Origin of the sequence: Rhizobium giardinii bv. giardinii H152 (assembly GCF_000379605.1) — a bacterium.
GTDB lineage: Bacteria > Pseudomonadota > Alphaproteobacteria > Rhizobiales > Rhizobiaceae > Pararhizobium > Pararhizobium giardinii.
The window spans coordinates 102,548-129,117 of the sequence record NZ_KB902635.1; the positions used below are offsets into that span (position 1 = coordinate 102,548).

Genomic DNA, 26,570 nt, shown 5'->3' on the forward strand with positions numbered 1-26,570 from the left:
CCAATTTGAAGCCCGGGGAAGAGTAGTAAGGCGAAATTGATGCAGATGGGTTTGTCGTGACATTTTGGTCCAAGTCGCAAGGGAAAGAATCAAGGCCGTCGGCCTTCGTCTTCGGGCTGAGCTCCTGGAAGGGTCACCTCGCCAACTGGCTTCCAGGCCACCAGGTGTTCCAGCGAAACCGTGTCCTTTTCTCCCGGCTGGAGTTTCAGATCGTTTGGGCGCCGCGAATCCGTGCAGCCCAATCCGCTGCAGTATACGTCTGGGGCTACAAGCATCCCGCCTTCCTGGAAGATTTCTGCACACGCCACGGCGTGCCGCTGGTGAGGATTGAAGACGGCTTCATCCGTTCCGTCGCCCTGGGGGCAACCAAGGCCGCGCCCCTCTCCTTGTGTTTCGATTCCCCCGTGCTCTATTACGATCCTTCGGCACAATCGCGGCTTGAAGGATTGCTTCAAAACTACGATTTCGCAGGCGACCCGGCTTTGCTCGAACGCGCCCGCATGGGAATTGCACGCCTCATTCAAACCCGTCTCAGCAAATACAACACGTCGGCCGATGTCGACATCAACGACATCTACGGCCCCAAGGACCGTAAGCGCGTCCTCGTCGTGGGGCAGGTCGAGGATGACATGTCGATCATCAAGGGCTGCGCAACGCGGATCGACAACAACGATCTTGTGCGAATCGCCGCGAAAGAAAACCCCGGCGCCCAAATCATCTACAAGCCGCACCCGGAAATCCTTCATGGCACAAGACCTGCCCGATCGAAGCCGGCGGAGGTCAGAACGATTGCCCAGATTCTCGATCGCGACATCACGCTGGCCGATGCCTTCCAGACCATCGACCATGTCTATACGATAACGTCCCTCGCCGGCTTTGAAGCCGTCATCAGGGGGATCAAGGTCACGTGCATCGGCATGCCCTTTTATGCCGGCTGGGGCGTAACTGACGACCGGCAACCCTGCCCCCGCCGTACCGCGCGGCGAACCTTCGAGGAGATCTTCGCGGCCGCCTATATTCTCTATCCGACCTATTATGATCCCGAATCTGAAAAAACCATCAGCTTCGAGGAAGGTCTCGAACTTCTGCACCGGATGAAGCGCGCAGCACAAAGCAAAGTGAAAGCGCCGTAGGCCAATCCCCGCTATGCCATTGCATGATGACCCACCGCTTGCCGAATTGCCTCTTGCCATACGGCCACGGCGTCGCCATGTCTTGGAAATTGAACCCCCGAGTCGATCCGAAGTCCCGTCGTTGGAATGTCGTGGTCGCCAACCGCGGCCAAAGGAGCGCGCGACATGAGGAATGCGATTTTGACTGCCGCGCTTGCCGTGGGGCTTGCCGCCTGCGCCCCCATGCCGGAACTTGCGCCGATTCCGGGAAGCATCACCTATGGCGGCCAGCCCGCGACCAAACTGACGAAGGCGCCGATCGGCAGCGTCGTGCGGCACCGGCTGAAAAACGAATACGGCCAGCCCACCGAAGAAACCTATGTCATCCAGCCGGACCGGACGTTACGGCTCGTGCGCAGAGAGGAAGTTACAGACGGGAGCGGCAGTACCTCGTTCTGAGGCCCCGCGTGGCGCGGGAAAGACCGTTTTCCGGCACGCGGCTGCTCCGCCCGGTTAAGACAGATGCGCGGTGCCCGTCAGACGGTTTCCTTCTTTCGCACAGGCGTCTTGCGCCTCGGCTCTTCCGGTGCCTCGGGCAACGAAGGCCTTTCTCCTTTCGGAGTGGGCGCAAGCAGGTTTTTCAGCGCCGACAGCCGATCCTTCAGCAGCGGACGGAAACGCGTCGCGCGATAGGGCATGTCGTCGGCACCGTAACCTTCGGGACCATCATCGGGGCCGCGGTGGATTTCCGCCAGCTTGACGCCGATGAACTCGCCATCGATGTAGTGCTTGTAGGGGCCGACCCAGCGGATCGTGTAGATCTTCCCCTTGCGGATGCCCTGGTCGATCGAGACATGTTTGAACGTGTCGTTGATGCAGACGACCTTCTGTCCGACATGAAAATTGTACATCGCGAAAATCCTTCTGCCCGGCATCCAACCCGACGATTGCGGCCGGCAAGTTGTCGGCGATCAATAACGCCGGTCGGCTCCCCATTGCAACGAGCAAGTGGCGTGACGGCGGCAGCCGCCGCGCGCATTCAGACCTCAAGCCCTCGCGGGCGCCAACCAATAGCGTGGTCGAAGCCTCATTCGCCGCGATACTGGCTGTCCGTCACCGGCTCCATCCAGTCAACTGCCTTTCCGTCAAGCGCCTCCTGGATGGCGATATGGGTCATGGCTGTGGCAACTCCGGCGCCGTGCCAGTGTTTTTCACCGGGCGGAAACCAGACGACATCCCCTGCCCTGATCTCGCAAATCGGCTCGCCCCACACCTGCGCGAGCCCACTGCCGGAGGTTATGATCAGGGTCTGGCCGAGCGGATGCGTGTGCCAGGCCGTCCGCGCACCCGGTTCGAAGGTGACGGACACGCTGCGCATGCGGGCCGGTTGCGGTGCATCCATGATCGGATCCTGCCGGACGCTGCCGGTAAAATAGTCCGGCGAGGCTTTGACCGACGGCCGGGATCCGCAGGGTTTGATCTCCATAGCAAATAGCTCCTGGTTTCGACGAATCTATCCTGCCGATCGCTGTTCCGAAGCGAGCGGCGTTACAAAGGGGTACCTTGCATATCCCCGCCGCCGAATGAAACCGGAAAATGTCAGACGCAATCAAAGCGTATGGATCGTTACATCCGGGCAGGCCGCACGGGCTATGTCACACAGGTGCTGATGGTGGGTCAGGTAGATCACCTGTCCCACCCGCGCCATATCCGCCATCAGCGCGAAGGCATGCTGCGCGCGGCCGTCATCGAACGTTTCCATGATATCGTCGGCGACGAAAGGCAGTGATTCGCGCGTTGCCGCGACTTCGTGATAGCCGGCGATGCGCAACGCCAGATAGAGCTGAAAACGGGTGCCCTTGGAAAGGTCGTCCGCCAGTTTCGAGCCGCCGCCGGCCGCGTTCGCGATCAGGAATTCCCTGCCGTTTTCCGCCTGGGTCGAAAGCCCGACATATTCGCCGCCGCTGATCCTGCTGAAGGCTGCCGAAGCACGCTGCATCATCGCACTGCGATGTCGTTCGCGGTAGAGCCGGAGCGCGGTTTCACCCGCGAGAATGCCGGTCTTAAGCTTCAGATAGGCGATCGCCCGTTCCTCGACTTCGGCCAGCAGGGTGCGGCGGCGTTCCTCGATATGGGCAGCTGCATCGCCGCCGCCGATTGCAGCGAGCGCCTTCTCCGCATCACGCCGCTCCACATGCAGTTCGCTTGCGTCTTGGTCGCATTGTTCCCACCGCGATTGCAGTTCGGCCACTTCCAGCCGCAGGCCCGCCTCGTCGACCGCGCTCAGGATCATCTCCGCTTCTTCGACACGCCCGACGCCCAGGCGCGCCGCAAGATCCGACTCGGCTTCGGCGATCCGCCCCCGCAGACGATCACGCGCCTTGGCGGCCTCCAGATGGTCACCGACGTCAACGAGCGTTGCGCAACGATAAAGATCGAGCATGCTTTGCTTCTGAACGTCGTGGCGCCGCCGCAATTCGATCAAATCGCGGTGTTCGGACATGCGCACTTCATTCTCATCCGAAATCCGCCGCAGCAGCGCGTCCTGCTGTTCGGCATCGGCAAATCGCTGACCGATCTCCCGGAAGGCAGCCAACGGATCATCCGGCGCAGGCCATGAGAGCCTTTCGGCGAGCGTTGCGACGGCCTTCGAAAATGCTGCCTGGTCCTTGCGCATGCCATCGATGCGATGGTCCAGATCCGCTTTGCGCTGGATGAGCTTGTCGAGATCTTGAAGGACGGCGAGGACGGCCACGATCTCCTGGACGGACGAGGTCGTTCCGTCCTCGGCGAGCCAGGTTGCACCGATCGTCTCATTCCACCGCGCGATCCAGCCTGCCATTTCGGCATCCGCCGAAGACCAGGCCGCATCGCGCGCTCGCAAGGCCGCCTGCGTTCGCTCCACGGCTTCAGCGGCGGCGGCGTGGGCGCGATGGATCGACTGCAGAGCCGTGATCCTCCGCTCAGCCGAAGCCAGCGCATCGTCCAGGCGCTCGTACATGCCTTCGGCTCCGCCGAATTCCGCGAGTGCCCTCGTCAGCCGTTCAAGCGCCCTTTCCTCGTCCGCCCTTGCGACTCGCAGATCCTGCCGCGCCGCGCGAACCTGGTTGCGCACGTCCAGCGCCGCCGCTCGGCGGACAAGCCATGCGACCAGTTGATTGAGCTTTGTCTCTTCGGGCAGGCCACAGCCACGGGCTGCTGCCGAAATCTCCTGCCGCAACTCAGCAACCTCAGCAAGCACCGACTGGTGTTGCTCGCGAAAGACTGAAAGCCTTGCGTTGCGCTCGGCAACGGAGAGCGAAAGCCCCCTTGCCTGGGCAAGCTCCTCGGCGCGCGCCAGCCGCATCGCCGTCGCCTCGTCATCCTTGCGCAAAGCGGTTTCGAATGCGCGGGCCGTTTCGCCATCCAATTGCGCCGCATGGACTTGCCAGGCGTGATCGCGTTCCCGTCGCAACGTGAAGGCCATGTCGTCGGCAGCAAAACCTCCGGTTCGCGTCAGTTCCGCAAGCCGGGCTTCCTCCGCCGCAACCTGTGCCGTCTCCTCGGCGATCCGGTCGTCGAGCCGCTTCAGTTGTTCCGTCAACGCCGTTCGCCGCGCGGTCCACTCGGCGATGTCGCTCTCGTCGGGTATGGCGAGCGCGGCCAGACCGTCCCCGTCCAATTGGCAAGGGGCGAGAGCCGCCAGCTTTTCGGCAAGCTGGTCTTCGAGCGCGGCAAGCTGCCGGTTCGCCGCCTGCTTGCGCAGCAGGCAATCGTTTTGCCGCAGGCTTTGCAGGACGTCCAGGAGAGGCACCGGGTCGCCCGAGCCCGCGCTACACTCCGATTTTGACAGGGCGGCATGTGCCTTCACGGCGTCGCTGTTCGCCTCCCTGGCAAGCTGTCGCTCCCTCACAGCCGTCACCAACCGCTCGTTCAAGGCGGAATGGTTCTGCGCCAGGCCCTGGATGCGCCCGATGACGGCCGCAGGCAGAATGAGTGTTGCCGCGTTCGCCACGTCGGCACGACCCAGGCGCGCGAGACACGCAGCAACGTCTGCATCGATCTTGCCGCGCTCGTCGAGGCGATGGGGCAGGTCGCTCGCAGCCGATATGTGGCGCGCTTCCAGCCCGGAGCGCTCCAGGTCACGGATGTCAGCCGCAAGAGCAAGCACGGCTCCGTCCCGCTCGATGGCCGCAATCTCGGCTGCTCGTCGGTCGATATCAATTTCCAGCTGCTCCAGCCGGGCGCTGATGTCGGCTTCCTCGCGCTGCAGCCGCGGAAGCATGGTATGCCAGGCAGCTGGCGGTTCTGGCCCGTCGCCGAAAGCGCCGAGCTCGGCACGCAGGCCGCGCAGCCGTGCCAGAAGAGGCAGAGCCTCGATTCGGTCGCGGGCGTGGTCAAGAGAAACGCGCAGCTCTGCCCGTGCTTTCACCGCGGCCTCATGGCGCTCCGCCGCCACATCACGCGCCTTGCGCAACGCGGCAAATTCGCGGGCGTTGACGTCGATGGCACTCTTTTCGTCCTTCAACGCATCGAGTTCCGCCTTCAGCTCTGCCAGCCGGTGTTTTCGACCCTGCGGTTTGTAGAAGGCATCGGCTTGCGCTTTCAGGCCGGACAGGACGGCGCTACTGTCCGGAAGGCCGGAACTGGCGGAAAACAACAGCGCACCGAGCTCGCCTTCGCTTTTCAGGATGCTTTCGCCGCCCTTCTCGATGCTGTCGTCATCGAGCGAAAACATCATCTGGTAGGTGACCCGGTCGATCGAGCCGAGCGCTGCGGAAAACAGATTGTCGGGCAGCGGCTGGTCGTCCGGTCCGAGAAGCGTATTTTGCCGGCGCTTGATCCGGGCGACAGCGTGAGCCCTGCCGCCGACCGCGATCACCCCGCCAATCCGCATCGTCTCGTAGGGGTGCAAAAAGCCGTAGGTGCTACGGTTGTCGATCCCGAACAGCAGATCGAGGAAAGCGGAAAACAGCGTGGATTTCCCCGCCTCGTTCGGACCGTAGACAAGATGAAAATCCGGGCGCTCCCGACGAACCTCCCCGAAATCGAGGCTGCGCCCGGTGAATTTGCCGTAGCGAACAAGGTCGAGGCGATCAAGGCGCATCAGCGAGCCGCCTCGCCGTCACCGCCTTGCAGATAGGCAAGCACGTCATCACTGCCGGCAGCCGCGATCGTTTCGAGGAGCCGCGCAGCGGCGGCCTCGTCGCTGGCGAAGGCCTCGTGCAACTCGCGCGGCAGTTGCCGCAGCAGCTCGTCCAGTATTGCGCCTGCCTCCTGGCGAAATGCGTGCGACGGCAGCACGTCGGAACGGATCAGGGCGGCAAGTTCCTCGACCGGATCAGGACCGGACGACGTAGCGGCATCTTCCTCGCCCCGGCAATCGATGTCGATCTTCTCGATCCAGCAGCCGCTCAATCCCGCGGCCACATTGGAGAATTCGGCGAGCAGGAAATCCGGATCGCGCCGGAGCTTCCAGGCAAGCGGCGTCGCACCGGTCAGGGAAAATCGCAGGATGAGATGATCGGCAACCGTCCGGATTCTGAGCGACGACAGCGTTTCTGCCGCCTTGTCCAGCATCTGCCGCCAGTCCCTCACGCCGGTCAGATCGATCGTGACGCGCTCGAACACCGCCTGCCCGATCGCGCGTTCCTGATGTTCCAGAGAACCGTCATCGCCGACCGTCACCAGCGTCACCGTTTTCGACCCGGCCTCGTTGATATCGCGGCCCTGCGGCATGCCGGGCATGACGATCAACGGCTTTTCCCAATGCACCTGTCTCAAGTGCACGTGGCCGAGCGCCCAGTAGTCGAAACCATGCCCCGCCAGCTCGGCGACACTACAGGGCGCATAGGGATCATGCCCTCGCGATCCGGCCAGGCTCGTGTGCAGCATGCCGATGTTGACCGCATCGGCGACCGGCGCCTCGAACGACGACAACAGGCTATCGGGGGCGTGCGGATTATCGAAGCCGACGCCGTGGATATAGACTTGGCGGCCGCTCTGAAGTGTCTTTGCCAGCACCGGTTTCGCCCGCCCGCTGAACAGATGGACATTTGCCGGCAGGGTGAGTTCTCGCTTGATGGCGGACTGGGAATCGTGGTTGCCACGAATGACAAAGACTTTGACGCCGGCAGCCTCCAGCCGGCGCAGTTCTCCCGCCAGATAAAGCGCCGTGTTCATCGATGTCTGCGAGCCGTCGTAGAGATCGCCCGCCATCAACAGGGCATCGACGTTTTCCGCCAGGCACAGGTCGACGATCCTTGCAAGCGCCGTTCGGGTCGCACCCCGCACCAGTTCGGCAAGCTCCGGATTTTTCAGCGCCAGACTGCGCAAAGGGGAATCGAGATGAAGATCGGCGGTGTGGACAAAACGGAACGGCATGGCCGACCATGGCCCGTGGTCCGGCGTCGCGTCAATACCGGTGAACTCTGCGCCAGCGACTATTCAGGGCTTTCGCTTTTTAGGGAAACCTGACACCTCGAGCGGAAAATTGGGCGTCCCGAGAGCCCCCATTTGACATGGCACCTCATAATATCCATATGAAACGCATGAAATCCACATTCGAAGTCTCCGACAAGCTCTTTGAGCTCTATCACCGCGTTCACCGGCTCATCAACGAATCGATGACCGAGGAAGGCGTGTCGCTGGCGCGCAGCAAATTCCTGTTTTTTCTGAGCAAGCTCGGCCCCTGTCGGTCCACGGACATTGCCGGCGCACTCAATTTCGCGCCGCGCACGGTGACGGAGGCGATCGACGGGCTGGAACGCGACAAGCTGGTCGTGCGCAAGCCCGATCCGGAAGACCGCCGCGCGAAGATCGTTTCGATCACAGAAGTCGGCCGCGTCGTCCTGGAAGCTGCCGAACATCCGCGAAAACAGCTGATCGAGGAAATCTTTTCAGCCCTCGATGACGAACAGCTCGACCAGATGCACGAAATCGTCAGCCGGCTCGTTGTCAGGACTGACGAAATTCGCCGGCGCAAGCAGGAAGGCGCAGGCAACGGCGCTTCTCGATAGTCCCGATCGACTGGGACGGCGACGGTTCAATTGAAAAAGGCCGGGTCATCATGTCCCGGCCTTAACTTAAATGTGAAATCCACGTAAATACTGCTACCGAGTGCCCTTGTGGCATGGGCGTTTTTTCGGGCCGTTTATCTTGTTGGAAATATCTTCGTGATGCATTCTGCGGACTCGCTTGTCGCAGAACTTCGGTTTTGCGACGATAAGCTGTATCGCACGGTCGGTCCTTTCCAGTGAAGTTGGGGTTTTGATGCGAATAGCTACTATCGCTGATACTCATGGAAATCTGATAGCGCTCGACGCTGCAATTAACCCATCTGCGGGCTGCCGCCCCTGATCTCATCGTGAACCTTGGCGATCTTGTCTCCGGCCCATTTGATCCTGCCGGTAGTGCCGATGCCCAGATGAAGCTTGGTTGCCCGACGATCGCGGGAAACCACGAGCGTCAAATACTGGAAGGCGGTACCGGTTTCGCAGATGTTTTTGCGAGGCAGCGCCTTAGCCCAACTCACCTTGATTGGATTGCCAGCCTGCCGGAAAATTTAACGCTCGCGGATGGAGAGGTTTTTGCTTGTCACGGAAGCCCCGCTGGCGGGGATCTCGAATACCTGCTCGAAGATGTGAGTTCTGGAAGACCGTTCGTAGATACTGAGGACGCCATTCGTAAAAGGCTTGAGGGCATTGGCACCGCTCGCGTTGTTCTGTGCGGGCACACCCATATACCGCGCATCGTAGCTGTAGACGGCATACTGATCGTGAACCCGGGCAGCATAGGAATGCCAGGATATCGCGATGTGACACCGGTTCCCCACGTCATGGAGGCCGGCGCTCCGCACGCACGATATGCGATCGTGGAAAAATTGTCGTCCGGCTGGGCGGCTGAACTCCGTGCTGTGCCATATGATTTCGACGCGGCGGCACGTCAGGCAGAACAGGCCGGTCGAGACGCTGTTGCCTATTCTCTACGTACAGGTCGGATGCCGCCAATATGATCCTGATGCCGCAAACTCTCAGTTAGGGGCTGAGGTCATCATGCCCCGGCCTTTCCCGTACTGCGGTCGCCGTGGTCTTGTCGAAGATGGTGAAACCGCGCGCGGCCCTCGTAGTCAGCCTCATAGGCAACGACGAGACGGTTTTTGTCGGGTCACTTCACCGCATGCGGCTTGCGCTTGACGGCCTTCAATTCGCCGGTGAAGGCGGCGATGCCATTGAAACCGGCTCTGCGCTGGCGGTGGACGCTGTCGAGGCGGCAAGTGCGGCGGTCGCGCATGACAGCCGGTGCGCATTGGAAATGCGACGACAAGCGAAGGCGAACAGGAGGTGCAGCGGATGCAGCATACGAAAAGAGGCCCGGGAAGACCCGGGCCTCAAATCAACCTGCCATCGAACCGCCGGCGTTGCCGCCACGGTGCTGCAGATGAAACATGAAACTTAGTTTACGGCGTCCTTCAGACCCTTGCCGGCAGAGAACTTCGGCACGTTGCGTGCCGGGATATCAACTTCTGCGCCGGTGGACGGGTTGCGACCCTTGGATGCTTCGCGACGGCTGACCGAGAAATTGCCGAAGCCGACGAGACGAACGTCGCCGCCGCTCTTCAGTTCGGCCTGGATTGCGTCGAAGATTGCATCAACTGCAGAAGATGCGTCCGTCTTCGAAAGTCCGGCCTTCTCGGCAACTGCTGACACGAGCTCATTCTTGTTCATGTTTCCACCCCTTTCAATACTGGTTCGAAACGACTCAATTTTTAAGCCGGGGGTAGCATACGCAAGACCCTCGCCTTGACAAACCCAATCGCTCCGAATCCCTAGGAATGCAAGGCTTTGCGCGAGGTTTTACATAAAAAAGACCGGCAAAAATGCCGGTCTTCCACTGTTTATGTGCCAAATCGATCCCCGCATGGTTGCGGGCACTATTTGACCTTCACGTCAAGTGCCTAGTGGGCAATCGACACTGCGGTCTCATCGGCCGGATCAGCAGCCGCGATCGGAACCGGCTGCTTGGACGGATCCCACTCGATCGCGACCGGCACCCGCACCAGTGCGTGGCTCAGGACCTCGCCGATATGCGAGACCGGGATGATCTCCATGTTGTTCTTCACGTTGTCCGGAATGTCCGCCAGATCCTTGGCGTTTTCTTCCGGGATCAGCACCTTCTTGATGCCGCCGCGAAGAGCAGCAAGCAGCTTTTCCTTCAAACCGCCGATCGGCAGGACGCGACCGCGCAGCGTGATTTCGCCGGTCATCGCCACATTCTTGTTGACCGGGATGCCGGTCATGATCGAGACGATCGCCGTTGCCATCGCCACGCCCGCGGACGGACCGTCCTTCGGCGTTGCGCCTTCCGGCACGTGAACGTGGATATCGCTCGTGTCGAAGCGCGGCGGCTCGATGCCGAAATCGATGGCACGCGAGCGGACATAGGAGGCCGCCGCAGAGATCGATTCCTTCATCACGTCCCTGAGGTTACCGGTCACCGTCATGCGGCCCTTGCCGGGCATCATCACGCCTTCGATCGTCAGCAGTTCGCCGCCGACCTCGGTCCAGGCGAGACCGGTGACGACACCGACCTGGTCGGTGCGCTCGGCTTCGCCATGGCGATAACGCGGAACGCCCAGATAGTCCTGGATGTTGTCCGCCGTCACCTCGACCTTGCTGGTCTTGCCCTTGAGGATTTCCGTCACGGCCTTGCGGGCGAGCTTCATCAGCTCCCGCTCGAGGCTGCGCACGCCGGCTTCCCGCGTGTAGGTCTGGATGACGCCCCTGAGCGCGCCGTCCGTGACCGAGAACTCCTTGGCCTGCAACGCGTGGTCGGCAATCGCCTTCGGCAAGAGGTGCCGCTTGGCAATTTCCAGCTTTTCCTCTTCCGTGTAACCGGCGATGCGGATCACTTCCATCCGGTCCATCAGCGGCGCCGGAATGTTCAGCGTGTTGGCCGTTGTGATGAACATCACGTTCGACAGGTCATATTCCACCTCGAGATAGTGATCCATGAAGGTCGAGTTCTGTTCCGGATCCAGCACCTCGAGCAGAGCCGAGGACGGGTCGCCGCGGAAGTCCTGGCCCATCTTGTCGATCTCATCGAGCAGGAAGAGCGGATTGGACTTCTTCGCCTTCTTCATCGACTGGATGACCTTGCCGGGCATCGAGCCGATATAGGTGCGGCGGTGACCACGGATTTCGGCTTCGTCACGAACGCCGCCGAGGGCCATGCGGATATATTCGCGGCCGGTCGCCTTGGCGATCGACTTGGCAAGCGACGTCTTGCCGACGCCCGGAGGGCCGACGAGGCACAGGATCGGTCCCTTGATCTTCTGCGACCGTGCCTGCACGGCAAGATACTCGATGATCCGTTCCTTGACCTTGTCGAGACCGAAATGATCATGCTCGAGCACTTTTTCGGCGTGGTTGAGGTCGGTCTTGACCTTCGACTTCTTGCCCCACGGAATGCCGAGCAGCCAATCCAGATAGTTGCGCACGACGGTGGCTTCTGCCGACATCGGGCTCATCTGGCGCAGCTTCTTGACTTCCGCGTCCGCCTTTTCACGGGCTTCCTTGGAAAGCTTGGTCTTGCTGATGCGGTCTTCCAGCTCGGCCATCTCGTCGCGGCCTTCCTCGCCGTCGCCGAGTTCCTTCTGGATCGCCTTCATCTGTTCGTTCAGGTAATATTCGCGCTGGGTCTTCTCCATCTGCCGCTTGACGCGCGAGCGGATGCGCTTCTCGACCTGGAGGACGGAGATTTCGCCTTCCATGAAGCCAAGCGCCTTTTCAAGGCGCAGCTTGACGCTCGTCGTCTCGAGCATTTCCTGCTTTTCGACAATCTTGATGGAGAGATGCGAAGCAACCGTATCGGCGAGCTTCGAATAGTCTTCGATCTGGCTGGCAGCACCGACGACTTCCGGAGAAATCTTCTTGTTGAGCTTCACATAGCTCTCGAATTCGGAGACCACCGAGCGGCTGAGCGCCTCGATCTCGACCGGATCTTCGACAGCCTCCGGCAGCACATGCGCCATTGCTTCGTAGAATTCTTCGCGACGGGTATAACCATCGATCTCGGCGCGGGCACGGCCCTCGACCAGAACCTTGACGGTGCCGTCGGGCAGCTTCAGAAGCTGAAGCACGTTGGCGATCGTGCCGATCTGGTAGATCGCCGAGGCTTCCGGATCATCGTCGCTCGCATTGATCTGGGTCGCAAGCATGATCTGCTTGTCGGTGCCCATGACCTCCTCCAGCGCCCGGATCGATTTTTCACGGCCGACAAACAGAGGCACGATCATGTGCGGGAACACCACGATGTCGCGCAGCGGCAGCACCGGATAGGTCGCGCTCTCAATTGCCGGAGACGTTTTGTTCGTCATGTCATTTCCTTTCCGTCCCGTTTCCGGGCCCGTTACCCGAAGCGTTCAAGAGCGCTTCGGGTCCTCATTCTTTCCACTGTCAGGTGGAGTATGTGACGCCTGTTTTCAACCCTTTGCCGACGATCGGCCTGGGGGCGCCGCAGCCCGATATTAAATGGCATCTTCCTGTCGCGTACCTTGCCGAGGTCCCGATCGCACACGATTCGCATCAGGATAAGCCGATACGGAATCATAGCATAATTGCGTTGTTGGCCACGTTTAGCAATCGTCGATTCTACCCATTGCTGGTCTATTGGCGATATCCGCGCCACGTTTTCTGTGCATCCAAGCTTTGCAATCCATGCAAGGCTCGCAACGCCGCTTGGGCTATGCACCACGAAAGGTCTTTCCGCCCCTTCCTACAACATGGCGCATAAAAAAGGCCCGCACATGGCGGGCCTCTTCAACTTAAGTCGCACGCCGCGCGCCGATCAGGCCGAAACGTTGGCCTTCTCCTCGGAGCGTTCCGAATAGATGTAGAGCGGACGGGCGGAGCCCTTGACCACCTCGTCGGAGATGACCACTTCTCGCACGCCTTCCAGCGTCGGCAGCTCGAACATGGTGTCGAGCAGGATCTTCTCCATGATCGAGCGCAGGCCGCGGGCGCCGGTCTTGCGGACGATCGCCTTGCGGGCGATTTCGCGCAGCGCATCCTCGTGGAAGGTCAGTTCGACGTCTTCCATTTCGAACAGGCGCTGGTACTGCTTGATCAGTGCATTCTTCGGCTCGGACAGAATCTGGATCAGGGCCGGCTCGTCGAGGTCTTCGAGTGTCGCCAGCACCGGCAGACGGCCGATGAATTCCGGGATCAGGCCGAATTTCACCAGATCTTCCGGCTCCAATTCGCGCAGGACTTCGCCGACGCGGCGATCTTCCGGAGCGCGCACCGCCGCACCGAAGCCGATCGAGGTCTTTTCGCCACGGGCCGAGATGATCTTGTCGAGGCCGGCAAAAGCGCCACCGCAGATGAACAGGATGTTGGTCGTGTCCACCTGCAGGAATTCCTGCTGCGGATGCTTGCGGCCGCCCTGCGGCGGCACCGAAGCGACCGTGCCTTCCATGATTTTCAGGAGCGCCTGCTGCACGCCCTCGCCGGAAACGTCACGGGTGATCGAGGGATTGTCGGACTTGCGCGAGATCTTGTCGACTTCGTCGATATAGACGATGCCGCGCTGGGCCCGCTCGACATTGTAGTCGGCAGCCTGCAGGAGCTTCAGGATGATGTTCTCGACATCCTCGCCGACATAGCCGGCTTCCGTCAGCGTCGTCGCATCCGCCATCGTGAACGGCACGTCGATGATGCGCGCCAGCGTCTGCGCCAGATAAGTCTTGCCGCAACCGGTCGGGCCGACGAGCATGATGTTGGACTTGGCCAGTTCGACATCCGTGCCCTTGGCGGCATGGGCCAGGCGCTTGTAGTGGTTGTGGACGGCAACCGATAGGATACGTTTGGCCTGCTGCTGGCCGATCACGTATTCGTCGAGAACCTTGATGATCTCCTGCGGCGTCGGAACGCCGTCACGGGATTTGACCATCGAGGTCTTGTTCTCTTCGCGGATGATGTCCATGCAGAGCTCGACGCATTCATCGCAGATGAACACAGTCGGTCCGGCAATCAGCTTGCGGACCTCATGCTGGCTCTTGCCGCAGAAGGAACAATAAAGGGTATTCTTGGAGTCACCGCCGTTGCTACCGCTGACCTTGCTCATATCACTTTCCTTCCAGCACGCCGGACACCTCCTGAAAGGTGCAACGGACTACTCAACCCGCTCCGCGATTCCTTCCGCGTCCTGCGCAAAGAGACGGCGCTTTTGGGAGTACGAACCGGCCTCAAACAACCACGTTTGATGTCCGGCAGCAACGAATCTCCCACCGAATACCGAATGCTAGGACCTCAAACTTCTACATAGCATTAACGGTCAATATTAACGGCTTTGGCCCGCGGATAAACCCCTATCAGGGATACAAATGTGTCACAAATGCATCTATCCGCACACAAAAGCTTGAAATCAAGCCTGCTCGGCCGTTTCCATGGCCTCACGCGAGGTGATGACCTTGTCGACGACGCCCCAGCTAAGTGCCTCATCCGCTGTCATAAAGTGGTCGCGGTCAAGCGTCTGTTCAACCTCTTCATAGGTCCGACCAGTGTGCTTGACGTAGACTTCGTTCAGCCGGCGCTTCATTTTCAGAATGTCGCGCGCATGCCGCTCGATGTCCGATGCCTGGCCCTGGAAACCGCCGGAAGGCTGGTGAACCATGATGCGGGCGTTCGGCGTCGCAAAGCGCATGTCCTTGTGACCGGCAGCCAGAAGCAGCGAGCCCATCGAGGCGGCCTGGCCGATGCACAGCGTCGAAACGGCAGGCTTGATGAACTGCATCGTATCGTAGATCGCCATGCCGGCCGTGACGACGCCGCCCGGCGAATTGATGTAAAGCGCGATTTCCTTCTTCGGGTTCTCCGCTTCGAGGAACAGCAGCTGGGCGCAGATCAGCGTTGCCATCTGGTCTTCCACGGGTCCCGTCAGGAAAATGATGCGCTCTTTCAGAAGGCGCGAGAAAATGTCGTAGGAACGTTCGCCGCGATTGGTCTGTTCAACGACCATCGGCACCAGAGCCATGGCGGTATCAACGGGATTTCTCATGTCAAACCTTTGTCTAGCTGGCGCGCGAACTCTCCTGCGCGCCGGGAATCATCGGGAATATCTCGCTTCATACATAGAGTGTCCAAGTACCCCACTTCAAGTCGCGAACTCTGCATAACGTTAATACCTGGCCGCACCCCAGCATTCCCGCCACGGCACATTGATGCGTGATCTTTTAGTGATTCCTAAGGAGAGCGATACCGCCTGCGTCGCTTTTTGGACCTTTTCACACAGGCATTCGGGCTTTCAGGGTGAAAAATCGGTAAATCGCCGTCAAAGCTGGGATTCGATCGGCAGGATGCTGATGATCCCCGCGGTCAGGCGGCGCATGAAACCGGCCTCCGGCTCGCGGCGAAGCACGCGCGGTTTGCTATTCTCGCTGTCCTGCCAGCGCAGGCGGCCGTTCTCCAAGGCCAGCCGGAAGCTGTTCGCCGGTCGCGTCTCCTCCTCGAAAACAGCCTCGACTTCATCGACGAGCGCGGGATGCGTGAACAGAACGCCCATTTCCGTGTTGAGCGACGCTGACCGAGGATCGAAATTCAGCGAGCCGACGAAGGCCGTCTTGCCATCGACCGTGAAAGCCTTGGTATGCAGGCTCGCGCCGCGCGATCCGAACAGCGATATGCGCCTGGGATCGCCGAATTCGTGCATCGCCTTCAGTTCGAACAGCGTTATGCCATGCTTCAGGAGCGCCTTGCGGTAGTTGGCATAGGCGCCGTGCACTGCCGCAACGTCGGTGGCCGCCAGCGAATTCGTCAGAACCGCGACGCTGACCCGACGCTCGACGAGCCTCGCAATTTCGGCGATGCCCTGGGCGCCGGGGATGAAATAGGGAGAAATGATCTTCACGTCCTGTTGTGCGGACGTCAGAACCGGCATCAGTTCGCGCATGATCCAGTTGTTGCGTTTTTGCAGAAACGCCTTTTCGGGCGGATCGGAGACGAGCTTGGCGTCACCCGTCCAATGAAGCGCCTCCGTCGACGGAAGGAAGCCGCCATGCTTCATCGCCTCTTCGACATGCGTCAGATAGTGCTGGCCGCCAGCTGTCGCCGCGATCCTTTCGAGCTTCTCCCTGAACGCCGGCAGATAGTGCTTGCGCATCGTTCGCAACGATCCGATTGGCACCACGACAGGGCTATTCCAATAGCGATCGAAGACGGTCGCCGCCTCCATCGCCACAGGTCCGAGCATCCAGACGTCGAGATCGCGGAAATTCGCCTGCTCGGCTGCATCGAAATAGGCATCGCCAATGTTGCGGCCGCCGGCGATCACCAGCTGGCCGTCGGCGATCCATTGCTTGTTGTGCATCCGCCGAGAGGTGCGCAAAGGCCGCAGCATCATCTCCAAACCGCGCTTGAACCGATCGGTCCGCGCCCGGCTTGGGTTGAACAGACGAACCTCGATGTTCGGATGAGCGTCCAGAGACAGGCACATGCGATCGTGCAGGCCGGCATTGATGTCATCGAGCAGCAGGCGCACGCGGACACCGCGATCGGCGGCCGCAAGCACCTCGCGGATCAGCATCCGCCCGGTCAGGTCGTTCTTCCAGTAATAATACTGCAGATCGAGACTGCGTCCCGCTTTGCGGGCTGACAGGGCGCGAAGGGCAAAGGCCGACATATTGTCGGAGATCAGCGAGACGCCGTTTAGTCCCTTGTTTTCGTCAAGCAGCGGCGCTGCCAGCCGGTCGAGTTCGGTTTGATCCCTTTCCGGCATCAAGGCGCTCGAAGCCGGGCCATGCAGCCGCCGCCCGAAGCGGCCATAGGCATAGACCAGCATCAGCGCCAAGAGGCCGGATGCGAAGACGGAGAAGGCGACGATGGCGGCGCGCATGGAAGGACGACCTGTCCGTCAGGGTTGAGCGGCGGAAACCGCTTTGTTCGCAGCCCTGCCTTCACCCGAGAGCGCGGCCTTGAGATCGATATAGGCCTTGACCGGCAGATGATCGGACGCCACGCGGGCGAGCTGCGTATTGTGCACTTCGACCGCGGTAACCAGATTGGGCGGACTGCCCATCACCCGGTCGAGCGCCAAGAGCGGAAAACGCGAGGGAAAGCTCGGCACGGCAGTTGCCGCATGATCGAAGACGGGGCTTAGAAAACGCAGCGCCGAGCGGCGTCCGAGCCGCCATTCGTTGAGATCGCCGATCAGCAGCGTCGGCCGTTCCTCCGACTCGCGGATGGCAGTCAGGATCGCCTCCGCCTGCCGCGCACGGGAGTGCCTGAGCAGGCCCAAATGGGCGGCGATGATCCGCAGCGGCCCTGCCTTGAGATCGAGATCGACGACGAGCGCGCCGCGCGGCTCGACGCCGGGCAATTTCAGTTGATGAACCTTGGCGACGGCGCCCTCGCGCAACAGGAGCACATTGCCATGCCAGCCATGTCCCTTGGAGGAAAAGGCGGCGATCGGCACCGAAATAAGGTGACACTCCCGGTGCAGCCGTTCCAGGTCCAGAAGCCCTGCCCGTTCGCCGAACCGCTGATCGACCTCCTGCAGCGCAATGATATCGGCGCCGATCTCGCCGATCACTTCGGTGGTCCGGCCGGGATCGAAGCGGCTATCGGTGCCGACGCATTTATGGATGTTATAGGAGGCGATGACGGTGTCGCCCCGCGCTCCTGCCGGATCCCGGCCGGCAAGCGAGACGCGCTTTCCACGGATCGCGGCAAAAATGCCCGCTGACAGGCTGCTATGCGACGAAGCCATGGTCTCTCTCTGGTGCTTGCCCTTCATCGTCCAAGAAATAGACATGTCGCGCCGCAAGGCAAGGCGGCATTCCGCAAATGCCTGCATTTGAAACGAGCGTAGCCCTTGAAAGTTGCGATAGCTGGTCAAGCTGCAATATCTGGGCATTGTTCCGACAATTTTCTTGTCGAGCAGGCGGCTTGCGCCATAGATCAACGTGCAGCCTGTTTCATCCAGCGAGAATGCCGCCAAAATGTCCGCCCCGTCTGCCATTTCCATCACGCCCGCGAACCGGCATGTCAGCATCGACGTGCGCAATCCCGCCTTCTATCGGGATCCGCTGGCGGCTTACGCAGATTTGCATGCGCAGTGTCCTGCCTTCTTCTGGGAAGAACAGCAGCAATGGTATTTTGCCGGCTACGACCAGGTGAACGGCCTCCTGCGCGACCGCCGCTTCGGCCGGCAGATCCTGCATGTGGCAACGCGCGAGGAACTCGGACTGGCGGAGCCGAAGCCGCATCTTGCGGATTTCGACCGGCTGGAGAGCTACTCGCTTCTCGAACTTGAACCGCCGGCCCACACGCGGCTTCGCACGCTGGTCAACCGCGCCTTCGTTTCGCGCCAGATCGAACAGCTGCGGCCGGAAATCGCCGCACTCGCACATTCGATCATCGACGGCTTCGAAAAGGACGGCGAAGTCGAACTGCTGAAGACCTATGCCGAAATCATTCCGGTGACGGTGATTGCCCGCATGCTCGGCGTGCCGGTGGACATGGCGCCGAAACTGCTCGACTGGTCGCACCGCATGGTCCGCATGTACATGTTCAATCCGACGCTCGAGACCGAACTCGACGCCAACCAGGCGTCCGCCGAGTTCAGCGCCTATTTGAAGAGCCTCATCGACTGGAAACGAGACAATCCGGCCGATGATCTCCTCACGCATATGATCACCACCGAGAAGGACGGCGAGCGGCTGTCCGATGACGAACTGATCTCGACGGCAGTCCTTCTGCTCAATGCCGGCCACGAGGCGACGGTGCACCAGCTTGGCAACGCCGTGCGCGTTCTGCTCGAGACAGGCACGCCAACGCAACAGGCTTTTGCAAACGATACCGCCACCGAGCGGACGATCGAGGAATGCATGCGCTATGCCGCGCCGCTGCATATCTTCCAGCGCTATGCTCTTACCGACATCGAGCTGGAGGACGGTATCAGTCTCAAGAAGGGCGACAAGATCGGCCTGCTGCTGGCCGCCGCCAACGTCGATCCGACAAAATTCTCCGATCCCCTCACCTTCCGCCCCGACCGTAATGAAGGTCCGCACCTCTCCTTCGGCGCCGGCCTGCATTTCTGCATCGGTGCGCCGCTCGCAAGGCTGGAGCTGAAGCTGTCTCTGCCGATCCTCTTTTCGCGTTTGCCGGACCTGCGCCTGAAAAGCGAACCGCAGGTGAAGGACAGCTACCATTTCCACGGGCTGGAGCGGCTGGAGCTCGCGTGGTGACACAGCCAGATCGATCGGCTCGACCGGTCTTTGATCATGTTGGTCGATAGCGGGAATACCGGGCACCAACATTTTGTGGTTGTACACAATTCATGATTGTGACAGGAATCTGGTGTGCGGGTCTCAGAGGTCGACGAGCCACCCGGATGCCTGAGAGAAGCGCCATGTCACCGTTCTACGTCGTTACCGATTGCGAATTTGACGGACCGACACCCGGCGCGAACTCGATGTTGTCGTTTGGCTCCGTCGCGGTCTCGGCGACGGGTTCCATTCTTGGCGAATTCGAAGCGGTTTTGGAACCGCTCGAGCGAGCTCAGCGCGATGAAGCCGCCATGGCGTTTTGGCATCGGCACCCGGAAGCGTGGACGGCCGCGACAGAAAATCCTCGACCTCCTTCCGACGTCATTACAGGGTTCGTCGATTGGATCGGTTCGTTCCGCGGCGAGCCGATCTTTGCATCGCACCCACTTGCACTCGATGGCCCCTGGTTTGACTTCTACCTGAGACGCTTTACCGGGCGGCCCTTGCTCGAAGGGCCGTGGGTTGCCAATCGTCTGTTCCGGCATCCTCCGCTCTGCCTTATGTCCTTCGTTGCCGGCCAGACAGGACGTGGACAATGGGAATGCGATGTGAACCGCTATCCGCCTGAATGGCTGGGCTCTGTCGATCATACGCATCGTGCGATTGACGACGCCCGCGGCTATGCAAACCTGTTGCGCTTCTTCATCGAGCGCTGATCACTACTGCGAACTTAAACCCTGATCACATAATCCTTGCGAGTCGTTTCAATCACTTCCCAGGTCCCCTTGAAGCCAGGTCTGAGGATCATGCTGTCGCCGGCTTTTAGGTGCGTCTCGGCGCCGCCCTCCTCGGTGACAATGGAGTGGCCGGAAAGGATGTGGAAATACTCCCACTCGTCATAGACGATCCGCCACTTGCCGGGCGTTGCCTCCCAGATGCCCGCGTAGAGCCCGCCTTCGGCCTCCTCGAAATTCCAGGTCCGGAACTGCGGATCGCCGGAGATCAGGCGATCCGGCGCAGGTCCGCCGATCTCCGGTTCAAGCGACGACGGATCGAATAGCAGGGCGTGGGTCATGATGGCTCCATCGGAGAAACGGCCGGTTTTCCGGCCATCCTAAACTCAGTCAAACCTTGGCGAGCGATTGCTCGAGATCGGCGATGATATCGGCGACGTCCTCGATGCCGACCGACAGGCGCACGACTTCCGGACCGGCGCCAGCCGCCGTCTGCTGTTCCGGCGTCAATTGCCGGTGGGTGGTGGACGCCGGATGGATGACGAGGGAGCGGGTGTCGCCGATATTGGCGAGGTGGGAGAACATCTCCAGCCCTTCGACGAAGCGTTTGCCCGCCTCATAGCCATCCTTCAGGCCGAAGGTGAACACGGCACCGGCCCCTTTCGGCGAATATGCCCGCTGAAGCGCGTGGTTGGCGTCGCCCTCCAGACCGGCATAGTTGACCCAGGCGACCTTGTCATGGGTGCTGAGCCAGGTGGCGACTGCAAGCGCATTGTCGCAATGGCGCTGCATCCGCAGCGGCAGCGTTTCGATGCCCGTCAAAAGCAAAAAAGCGTTGAACGGCGAAATGGCCGGCCCGAAGTCGCGCAGACCCAGGACGCGGCAGGCAATGGCGAAGGCGAAGTTGCCGAAGGTGGCATGCAGCACCATGCCGGCATATTCCGGGCGCGGTTCGGAGAGGATCGGGTATTTGCCGGATTTCGACCAGTCGAACGTGCCGCCATCGACGATCACGCCGCCCATCGAGTTGCCATGCCCGCCCATGAACTTGGTCAGCGAATGCACGACGATATCGGCGCCATGGTCGATCGGCCGGATGAGGTAGGGGGTCGCCATCGTGTTGTCGACGATCAGCGGCAGGCCATGCTTCTTCGCAACCTCCGAGATCGCCGCAATATCGACGAAGGTGCCGCCGGGATTGGCAAGGCTCTCGATGAAGATCGCCTTGGTGCGCCCGTCGATCTGGCTTTCGAAGGAGGCGATATCGGCGGTATCGACCCACCGCACCCGCCAGTCGAAGGACTTGAAGGCATTGCCGAACTGATTGACGGAGCCGCCGTAGAGCTGGCGCGCGGCGAGGAAATTGTCGCCCGGGCTCATAATCGCGTGGAAGATCAGCAACTGGGCCGCATGACCGGAGGCGACCGCGAGCGCTGCCGTGCCGCCTTCGAGTGCGGCCACCCGCTCTTCCAGCACCGCCTGCGTCGGGTTCATGATGCGGGTGTAGATATTGCCGAAGGCCTGCAGGCCGAACAACGAGGCGGCATGATCGGCGTCGTTGAAGACGAAACTCGTCGTCTGGTAGATCGGCGTTGCACGGGCCCCGGTGGTCGGATCGGGCTGGGCGCCGGCGTGAATGGCAAGCGTATTGAAACCTGGATTGTTCTTCACGGACGTGTCCTCCCCTGATCAAGTTCGGCGCACTATTTCAGACGCTGCACCTCCCGGTCAAAGACTGTTTTGCCGGATCTGCACGCTGGGCGAGCATGGATTTCCAATCTCTGATCGAATGCCCGTGACGCCGTCAGCCGACCAGACGCGGATATTCGATCGCCGGACAGCGGTCCATGACGACCTTTATGCCTTGCTCTTCCGCCTTTGCCGCCGCTTGGTCGTCGCGCACGGACAATTGTCCCCAGATCACCTTCGGGCGCACTTGCAGAGCCAGGATTTCATCGACCAGCGCCGGGAGGGCATGGGCCGCGCGGAAAACATCGACCATGTCGATGGCCTCGGGAATATCGGCAAGGCGGGCATAGACCTTCCGCCCCTGTATTTCCTTGCCGGCCTGCCCCGGATTGACCGGAAAAACCGTATAGCCCTTGCGCAACAGGAACGCCATCACGCGATGGCTCGGCCGCTCGGGGTTCGGCGACGCGCCGACCAGCGCAATCGTCTTCGTCGATTTGAGAATGTCGGAGATATAAAAATCGGGATACGCATCATGATTCATCGTCGAAGTCCGCCCAAAGCAATCGTCGCGCGATAATTGGGATAGCCTCCTCCACTGTCAACCAATCGACGGCGCTTTGCATGCAAATCCAGGGGTGACGGCGTCCGCGGCGTCGCCAAATCTGGCTGTCCGTCAGATTCGGGTTGCTTTTAGCGATGCGCGCCCTCAGAAAATGCAGGTATCCGATCGTCCCTGCGTCCCTGAAGGTTCATCTTGCCCCTCGACGTCATCGCTCTCGTCCTGTTCGGGGCGTTACTGCATGCGACCTGGAATGCGCTGGTCAAGGCGGGATCGGAAAAGTCGCTCGATGCGGCGATGGTCGCCCTTGGCGCCGCGACCGTTGCTTTGCCCTTCCTGCCCTTCATGCCGCTGCCGCATCCGGATGCCTGGCCGTTCATCCTCGTGTCCGCGCTCTTCCAGTTCGTCTATTTCCAGCTTGTGGCCGCATCCTACCGCGCCGGCGATATCGGTCTCGTCTATCCGCTGATGCGTGGCGTGGCACCCTTGCTGGTGGCTGCGACAAGCGGCGCGCTGATCGGCGAGAACCTGTCGAGCGGCGCTCTTGCCGGCGTGCTGACGATCTCGACCGGCGTGCTGACGCTTGCCTTCGAAGCGCGCAAGGGCGGCAAGCACGCCATCCTGCTGGCGCTCGCCAACGCAGTGGTCATCGCCAGCTATACCTATGTCGACGGCATCGGCGCCCGCATCGCGCTCAATCCGATCTCCTACACGCTGTGGATGGCGTTGCTGCCGCCGGTGCTGCTGTTTGCCTGGGCCTTTATCACACGCGGCGTCAAGCCCGTCCTGCGCCATGTCCGAAATCAATGGTGGCGCGGCCTTATCGGCGGCGGCGGCTCGATCGGCGCCTATGGCCTGGCGCTCTGGGCGATGACGAAAGCGCCGGTCGCCACCGTCGCTGCGCTGCGGGAAACCTCGATCCTCTTCGCCATTGTCATTTCCATCGTCTTCCTCAAGGAGCGCGTCAGCATCTTCCGCATCGCCGCCGCCTGCCTGATCGCGCTCGGCGCGCTGATGCTGAAGCTCGCTTGAGTAACCCGGCGAAATGAGGTATGTACAGGATCACGTACAGAGGACTGCGTCATGAACGTCATCAGCCTATCCGAACTTCGCGCCAATATGGCCAAGCACTTCGACCGGGTCGAACAGGACCATGACGAGCTTATCGTGACAAGGCAGAACCGCGAGCCGATGGTCGTCATGTCGCTCAGCGATTTCGAGAGCTGGAAGGAAACCATGTATCTCATGGCCAACCCTGCCAACAGGGAGCGTCTGTTGCGGTCGATCGCCGAACTGGACGAAGGCAAGGGCATCGAAGTCGATTTTGACGCCCTTTTGTCCGACAAATGAAAATACAGTTCTCGCAGGACGCATGGGAAGACCTGCAGCACTGGAACGAAACTGATGACAAACTGCTGCGGAAGATTTTGGCTTTGCTCAAGGAGTGCCAGCGCGCACCCTTTTCAGGTACGGGCAAACCCGAGCCGCTGAGGAACGAACTCAAGGGCTGGTGGTCTCGCCGGATCACACAGGAGCATCGGCTGGTCTACCGTGTCACGGGCAGCGCGGAAATGCAGACGCTCGAGGTTGCGGCTTGCCGAAACCACTATACCTAGTCAGTCCTCCTTCCACTCTGGCATCCGCTTGCCCAGAAACGCGCCCATGCCCTCTTCCGCGTCACGCGCCAGCATGTTTTCCACCATGACGCCCGTGGCGAAATCATAGGCGTCAGTGATGCCCATCTCCGCCTGCCTGTAGAACGCCTCCTTGCCGATCTTCAGCGCCTGCGGCGACTTCGAGGCGATGACGGCGGCGTATTTGTCGACGACCTGGCGCAGATACTGCTTCGGCACGATGCGGTTGACGAGGCCGAAATCCTTTGCCGTCGAGGCATCGATCGTCTCGCCGGTGAGCAGCATCTCCATGGCCTGCTTGCGATGGGCGGCACGCGAGACGGCGACCATCGGCGTCGAGCAGAACAGGCCGATATTGACGCCGGGCGTGCAGAACGTCGAGCTATCGGTACAGATCGCCAGGTCGCAGCTCGCCACCAGCTGGCAGCCCGCCGCCGTCGCCAGCCCGTCGATCTCGGCGATCACCGGCTGCGGCAAGCGGTTGATCGTCAGCATGAGATCGGCGCAAAGCCGGACGGATTTTTCGAAGAACGCCCTGCCCCTGTCGTCATCGGCGCGATGCGTGGTCAATTCCTTGAGGTCATGGCCCGCCGAGAACACCTCGCCCGAAGCCGCCAGGATGACGACACGAATATCGGTCGACTTGGCGGCGGCATCCAGTTCAGCCGCCAGCGCGTCCAGGAGCGCAATCGACAGGGCGTTTGCCGGAGGATTGTTCAGTGTCAGCCGCAGCACCTTGCCCGAAACCTCGCGCAGCACAAGGCCGCTCGGCTCTTGCCTGCGCAGGGAAACCACGTCTGCCATGTCATTTCTCCTCAGTCCCAAGTCATCAGCGCTAGGTACGCCGCGCCTACTACCGTTTCAAGCAGCCTCTAAGACTTTCTTCCCGCTTGCCCTTCTCGATCAGCGATCTGTAAAACCGGCCAGGCTTTCTGGGAGTGAGCCATGCCACTGGAACCGATCCTCACCGTCGACGACCTCAACCGCTTTCTCGAAACGGATTTTTCCGAGGTTCATACCGATGGCAAGATCTTCGAGGTCGTGGCGACGGGCCCCGGCTCTGCCACGATGCGGCTCGATCCGAAGGAAAAGCACCTGCGTCCCGGCGGCACGATTTCGGGACCGACGCTGTTCGCACTCGCCGACGTCACCGCCTATATCGCATTGCTTGCCCATATCGGCCCGGTGGCGCTCGCCGTCACCACCAATCTCAACATCAATTTCTTGAGAAAACCGCAGCTCGGGCCGCTGTACTGCACGTGCCGAATCCTCAAGCTCGGCAAGCGGCTGGCGGTGCTCGATGCGGCGATATCGGAAGTCGATGGCGAAGAATTGGTGGCGCACGCAACCGCGACCTATTCGATTCCACCGAGATAAAATTGTGGTATCATAATACCCCATAGCTAACAGCATGTTTTAAATAGGCAATTTTTCAAACCGCCCGAAATCGTTAACTTGACGGCATTTCATCCTTTGCGTATAAGCCGCACCAGATCGCGGTCCTCTCGGGCCGCTTTCCTTTTTGGCGACTTTCGGGCCTGCCAATTCAAGCAACAAGAAACGCCCGGCGGCAACGCATCGGGTTCAAACGAAAGAGTTTTAACATGGCAACCTTCGTTCAGAAGCCTGCAGAGGTGGAGAAGAAGTGGATCCTCATCGATGCCGAAGGCCTCGTTGTCGGACGTCTCGCTTCCATCATCGCAAATCACCTGCGCGGCAAGCACAAAGCAACCTACACCCCTCACGTTGACGATGGCGACAATGTCATCGTGATCAACGCCGAGAAGGCCGTCCTCACCGGCAAGAAGTACACCGACAAGAAGTACTACTGGCACACCGGTTACCCGGGCGGCATCAAGGAGCGCACCGCGCGCCAGATCATCGAAGGCCGCTTCCCGGAGCGCATCCTCGAGAAGGCTGTCGAGCGCATGGTTCCGCGTGGTCCGCTTGGCCGTCGCCAGATGAAGAACCTGCGCGTTTACGCCGGCACCAACCATCCGCATGAAGCACAGCAGCCGACCGTCCTCGACGTCGCCAAGCTGAATGCCAAGAACACAAGGAGCGCCTAATCGTGGCTGATCTCTCTTCTCTGAAAGACCTCGGCACGACTTCGGAAGCTTCGGCTCCGGTTCATGTCAAGAAGGTTGACGCCCAGGGCCGCTCCTATGCGACCGGCAAGCGCAAGAACGCCGTTGCCCGCGTCTGGGTCAAGCCGGGTTCCGGCAAGATCACCGTCAACGGCAAGGAATTCGCAAACTACTTCGCCCGTCCGGTTCTGCAGATGATCCTGCGCCAGCCGATCGTCGCTGCTGCCCGTGACGGCCAGTTCGACATCGACGCCACGGTTGCCGGCGGCGGTCTTTCCGGCCAGGCCGGTGCCGTTCGTCACGGCATCTCCAAGGCGCTGACCTACTTCGAGCCGGGCCTGCGCTCGGTCCTGAAGAAGGGTGGCTTCCTGACCCGCGACAGCCGCGTCGTCGAGCGTAAGAAGTACGGCAAGGCCAAGGCCCGCCGTTCGTTCCAGTTCTCGAAGCGTTAATCGCTGTCGTATCGACTTTTGGAAAAGGCGGGCTTTGTCCCGCCTTTTTCTATGCC

Annotated in this window: 26 protein-coding genes and 1 pseudogene; 13 read left to right on the plus strand and 14 right to left on the minus strand. The window is 60.8% G+C overall.

The annotated features are described in order from the left end of the window. Positions 1-56: 56 nt before the first annotated feature. Positions 57-1,133, plus strand: coding sequence for a capsular polysaccharide export protein, LipB/KpsS family (locus tag A3AY_RS0112350; protein ID WP_018325976.1), 1,077 nt, complete (start codon positions 57-59; stop codon positions 1,131-1,133). A gap of 165 nt (positions 1,134-1,298) precedes the next feature. Further along, positions 1,299-1,571: a hypothetical protein gene (locus A3AY_RS35160; RefSeq protein WP_018325977.1), complete on the plus strand. Its 273-nt coding sequence runs from the start codon at positions 1,299-1,301 to the stop codon at positions 1,569-1,571. A 77-nt stretch (positions 1,572-1,648) separates the two neighbouring features. On the opposite strand, the gene A3AY_RS0112360 is transcribed toward A3AY_RS35160, so the two are convergent. From A3AY_RS0112360 to A3AY_RS0112375, 4 genes and pseudogenes are all read right to left on the minus strand, one after another. After that, positions 1,649-2,023, minus strand: coding sequence for a hypothetical protein (locus A3AY_RS0112360; RefSeq protein WP_018325978.1), 375 nt, complete (start codon positions 2,021-2,023; stop codon positions 1,649-1,651). Positions 2,024-2,199: 176 nt separating this feature from the next. Beyond that, positions 2,200-2,598 carry a (R)-mandelonitrile lyase gene (locus tag A3AY_RS0112365; protein WP_018325979.1) on the minus strand — a complete coding sequence of 133 codons (399 nt, stop codon included), beginning with the start codon at positions 2,596-2,598 and terminating at the stop codon, positions 2,200-2,202. Positions 2,599-5,589: 2,991 nt separating this feature from the next. After that, positions 5,590-6,198: pseudogene (locus tag A3AY_RS41445) on the minus strand (ATP-binding protein); the annotation flags it as partial. Then, the gene (locus tag A3AY_RS0112375; RefSeq protein WP_018325981.1) at positions 6,198-7,475 is read right to left on the minus strand and encodes a metallophosphoesterase family protein; all 1,278 of its coding nucleotides are present in this window, start codon (positions 7,473-7,475) and stop codon (positions 6,198-6,200) included. The gene A3AY_RS0112375 and the pseudogene A3AY_RS41445, both read right to left, overlap by 1 nt. 167 nt (positions 7,476-7,642) lie before the next feature. On the opposite strand from A3AY_RS0112375, the gene A3AY_RS0112380 reads away from it, so the two are divergent. From A3AY_RS0112380 to A3AY_RS39140, 3 genes are all read left to right on the plus strand, one after another. Then, entirely contained in the window at positions 7,643-8,110 is a 468-nt protein-coding gene (locus A3AY_RS0112380; RefSeq protein WP_026203375.1) for a MarR family winged helix-turn-helix transcriptional regulator, read from the plus strand. Positions 8,111-8,457: 347 nt separating this feature from the next. Further along, positions 8,458-9,105: a metallophosphoesterase family protein gene (locus tag A3AY_RS37775; RefSeq protein ID WP_210163013.1), complete on the plus strand. Its 648-nt coding sequence runs from the start codon at positions 8,458-8,460 to the stop codon at positions 9,103-9,105. Positions 9,106-9,182: 77 nt separating this feature from the next. Continuing rightward, the gene (locus A3AY_RS39140) at positions 9,183-9,548 is read left to right on the plus strand and encodes a hypothetical protein (RefSeq protein WP_154663286.1); all 366 of its coding nucleotides are present in this window, start codon (positions 9,183-9,185) and stop codon (positions 9,546-9,548) included. Here A3AY_RS39140 and hupB read toward each other — a convergent pair. The 6 genes from hupB to A3AY_RS0112430 all read right to left on the minus strand — a co-directional run bounded on the left by hupB (position 9,545) and on the right by A3AY_RS0112430 (position 17,855). Then, on the minus strand, positions 9,545-9,817 hold the full coding sequence (gene hupB, locus A3AY_RS0112405) for a DNA-binding protein HupB (protein WP_018325987.1): 273 nt from the start codon (positions 9,815-9,817) through the stop codon (positions 9,545-9,547). The two genes, A3AY_RS39140 and hupB, sit on opposite strands and share 4 nt — an antisense overlap. Before the next feature lie 230 nt (positions 9,818-10,047). Then, a complete protein-coding gene (lon, locus tag A3AY_RS0112410; protein WP_018325988.1) occupies positions 10,048-12,468 on the minus strand; it encodes an endopeptidase La in 2,421 nt (806 codons plus the stop codon). A gap of 470 nt (positions 12,469-12,938) precedes the next feature. Next, the gene (gene clpX, locus A3AY_RS0112415) at positions 12,939-14,216 is read right to left on the minus strand and encodes an ATP-dependent Clp protease ATP-binding subunit ClpX (RefSeq protein ID WP_018325989.1); all 1,278 of its coding nucleotides are present in this window, start codon (positions 14,214-14,216) and stop codon (positions 12,939-12,941) included. A gap of 300 nt (positions 14,217-14,516) precedes the next feature. Further along, entirely contained in the window at positions 14,517-15,149 is a 633-nt protein-coding gene (clpP, locus tag A3AY_RS0112420) for an ATP-dependent Clp endopeptidase proteolytic subunit ClpP (RefSeq protein WP_018325990.1), read from the minus strand. A 273-nt stretch (positions 15,150-15,422) separates the two neighbouring features. Next, the gene (locus tag A3AY_RS0112425) at positions 15,423-16,982 is read right to left on the minus strand and encodes a phospholipase D family protein (RefSeq protein WP_018325991.1); all 1,560 of its coding nucleotides are present in this window, start codon (positions 16,980-16,982) and stop codon (positions 15,423-15,425) included. Positions 16,983-17,000: 18 nt separating this feature from the next. Further along, a complete protein-coding gene (locus A3AY_RS0112430; RefSeq protein WP_026203376.1) occupies positions 17,001-17,855 on the minus strand; it encodes an endonuclease/exonuclease/phosphatase family protein in 855 nt (284 codons plus the stop codon). Between the two features lie 232 nt (positions 17,856-18,087). Here A3AY_RS0112430 and A3AY_RS0112435 point away from each other — a divergent pair, with 232 nt between their 5' ends. Further along, positions 18,088-19,335, plus strand: a complete 1,248-nt coding sequence (locus A3AY_RS0112435; RefSeq protein WP_018325993.1) for a cytochrome P450 — start codon at positions 18,088-18,090, stop codon at positions 19,333-19,335. Positions 19,336-19,499: 164 nt separating this feature from the next. Beyond that, a complete protein-coding gene (locus A3AY_RS0112440) occupies positions 19,500-20,072 on the plus strand; it encodes a 3'-5' exonuclease family protein (RefSeq protein WP_018325994.1) in 573 nt (190 codons plus the stop codon). A 14-nt stretch (positions 20,073-20,086) separates the two neighbouring features. Here the strand turns inward: A3AY_RS0112440 and A3AY_RS0112445 are convergent, their stop codons facing one another. From A3AY_RS0112445 to A3AY_RS0112455, 3 genes are all read right to left on the minus strand, one after another. Further along, on the minus strand, positions 20,087-20,431 hold the full coding sequence (locus tag A3AY_RS0112445) for a cupin domain-containing protein (protein WP_018325995.1): 345 nt from the start codon (positions 20,429-20,431) through the stop codon (positions 20,087-20,089). A 49-nt stretch (positions 20,432-20,480) separates the two neighbouring features. Further along, positions 20,481-21,761: an O-acetylhomoserine aminocarboxypropyltransferase gene (locus A3AY_RS0112450; protein ID WP_018325996.1), complete on the minus strand. Its 1,281-nt coding sequence runs from the start codon at positions 21,759-21,761 to the stop codon at positions 20,481-20,483. Positions 21,762-21,894: 133 nt separating this feature from the next. Then, positions 21,895-22,323, minus strand: coding sequence for a CoA-binding protein (locus tag A3AY_RS0112455; RefSeq protein WP_018325997.1), 429 nt, complete (start codon positions 22,321-22,323; stop codon positions 21,895-21,897). A 213-nt stretch (positions 22,324-22,536) separates the two neighbouring features. On the opposite strand from A3AY_RS0112455, the gene A3AY_RS0112460 reads away from it, so the two are divergent. From A3AY_RS0112460 to A3AY_RS0112470, 3 genes are read left to right on the plus strand one after another with little or no spacing between them, the layout of a single operon-like run. Further along, complete coding sequence (locus A3AY_RS0112460) at positions 22,537-23,373, plus strand: EamA family transporter (RefSeq protein WP_018325998.1); 837 nt, start codon at positions 22,537-22,539, stop codon at positions 23,371-23,373. A 51-nt stretch (positions 23,374-23,424) separates the two neighbouring features. Beyond that, the gene (locus A3AY_RS0112465) at positions 23,425-23,691 is read left to right on the plus strand and encodes a type II toxin-antitoxin system Phd/YefM family antitoxin (protein WP_018325999.1); all 267 of its coding nucleotides are present in this window, start codon (positions 23,425-23,427) and stop codon (positions 23,689-23,691) included. Next, a complete protein-coding gene (locus A3AY_RS0112470) occupies positions 23,688-23,957 on the plus strand; it encodes a Txe/YoeB family addiction module toxin (protein WP_018326000.1) in 270 nt (89 codons plus the stop codon). Before A3AY_RS0112465 ends, A3AY_RS0112470 begins: the two co-directional genes overlap by 4 nt. Here A3AY_RS0112470 and A3AY_RS0112475 read toward each other — a convergent pair whose 3' ends face one another. Further along, positions 23,958-24,779, minus strand: a complete 822-nt coding sequence (locus tag A3AY_RS0112475; RefSeq protein WP_018326001.1) for an enoyl-CoA hydratase — start codon at positions 24,777-24,779, stop codon at positions 23,958-23,960. Between the two features lie 141 nt (positions 24,780-24,920). On the opposite strand from A3AY_RS0112475, the gene A3AY_RS0112480 reads away from it, so the two are divergent. From A3AY_RS0112480 to rpsI, 3 genes are all read left to right on the plus strand, one after another. Continuing rightward, positions 24,921-25,352: a PaaI family thioesterase gene (locus tag A3AY_RS0112480; protein ID WP_018326002.1), complete on the plus strand. Its 432-nt coding sequence runs from the start codon at positions 24,921-24,923 to the stop codon at positions 25,350-25,352. Positions 25,353-25,579: 227 nt separating this feature from the next. After that, positions 25,580-26,044: a 50S ribosomal protein L13 gene (rplM, locus tag A3AY_RS0112485; RefSeq protein ID WP_018326003.1), complete on the plus strand. Its 465-nt coding sequence runs from the start codon at positions 25,580-25,582 to the stop codon at positions 26,042-26,044. Between the two features lie 2 nt (positions 26,045-26,046). Continuing rightward, entirely contained in the window at positions 26,047-26,514 is a 468-nt protein-coding gene (gene rpsI, locus A3AY_RS0112490) for a 30S ribosomal protein S9 (protein ID WP_018326004.1), read from the plus strand. The last annotated feature ends 56 nt before the right edge of the window (positions 26,515-26,570 follow it).